At 65.5% G+C, this 1,683-nt stretch carries 1 pseudogene; it reads right to left on the bottom strand.

Annotated features, from left to right (window positions below):
* A pseudogene (locus EKD05_RS25425) lies at positions 1-1,683 on the bottom strand (Calx-beta domain-containing protein); the annotation flags it as partial.

Genomic DNA, 1,683 nt, shown 5'->3' on the forward strand with positions numbered 1-1,683 from the left:
CTCGCCGTCGTGTGCGTCACCAGGCTCGGATGCACATCCGCCTCATCAACGGCATCATTTACCGCCGTCACTTGCACCGTCTGCGCCGCGTTCCAGTTTTGCGCCGTGAAGCTCACCGTCGTCCGGTTCACGCGCACCTGCGCCGCGTCGAAGGCCAGCGTGAGCGTCACCGGCGCAGTTGGTTCGCTCAGCAAGCGCACCGTGTAACTGGCCGTCGCCCCACCCTCGGCCACGTCCACCGTCGTCGGCGTGATCAGCACCCCTGCCGTGTCGTTGTCCGTAATCCGGACGGTCACCGTCGGCAACGGGGTAAAGCGTGCGGTCGCCTGGTTGTAGTTCGGGTCGGCACTCGCCGTCGTGTGCGTGATCAGGCTCGGGTGCACATCCGCCTCATCAACGGCATCATTCACCGCCGTCACTTGCACACTCTGCGCGGCGTTCCAATTCCCCGGCGTGAAACTCACCGTCGTCCGGTTCACGCTGACCTGCGCCGCGTCGAAGGCAAGCGTGAGCGTCACCGGCGCGGTTGGTTCGCTCAGCAAGCGCACCGTGTAGCTCGCACTCGCCCCACCCTCGGCCACGTCCACCGTCGTCGGCGTGATGGCGACGCCCGCCGTGTCGTTGTCGGTAATCCGCACCGTCACCGTCGGCAGCGGCGTAAAGCGCGCCGTCGCCTGGTTGTAGTTCGGGTCGGCACTCGCCGTCGTGTGCGTGATCGGGCTCGGATGCACATCCGCTTCATCAACGGCGTCATCCACCGCCGTCACTTGTACACTCTGCGTCACGTTCCAGTTTTGCGCCGTGAAACTCACCGTCGTCCGGTTCACATTCACCTGCGCCGCGTCGAAGGCGAGCGTAATCGTCACCGGCGCGGTTGGTTCGCTCAGCAAGCGCACCGTGTAGCTCGCACTCGCCCCACCCTCGGCCACGTCCACCGTCGTCGGCGTGATCAGCACCCCCGCCGTGTCGTTGTCCGTAATCCGCACCGTCACCGTCGGCAACGGGGTAAAGCGTGCGGTCGCCTGGTTATAGTTCGGGTCACTGCTCGCCGTCGTGTGCGTCACCAGGCTCGGATGCACATCCGCCTCATCAACGGCATCATTCACCGCCGTCACTTGCACGCTCTGGGCGGTGTTCCAATTCCCCGGCGTGAAGGTGAGGCTCGTCCGGTTCACGCTGACCTGGGCCGCGTCGAAGGCCAGCGTAATCGTCACCGGCGCGGTTGGTTCGCTCAACAGGCGCACCGTGTAACTGGCCGTCGCCCCACCCTCGGCCACGTCGACCGTCGTCGGCGTGATCAGCACGCCCGCCGTGTCGTTGTCCGTAATCCGCACCGTCACCGTCGGCAACGGGGTAAAGCGTGCGGTCGCCTGGTTGTAGTTCGGGTCGGCACTCGCCGTCGTGTGCGTGATCAGGCTCAGGTGCACATCCGCTTCATCAACGGCATCATTTACCGCCGTCACTTGCACACTCTGCGCGGCGTTCCAGTTCCCCGGCGTGAAACTCACCGTCGTCCGGTTGACCCTGACCTGCGCCGCGTCGAAGGCCAGCGTAATTGTCACCGGCGCGGTCGGTTCGCTCAACAAGCGCACCGTGTAACTGGCCGTCGCCCCGCCCTCGGTCACGTCCACCGTCGTCGGCGTGATCAGCACCCCTGCCGTGTCGTTGTCGGTAATCCGCACC

Source organism: Candidatus Chloroploca sp. Khr17, from assembly GCF_004138165.1.
GTDB lineage: Bacteria > Chloroflexota > Chloroflexia > Chloroflexales > Chloroflexaceae > Chloroploca.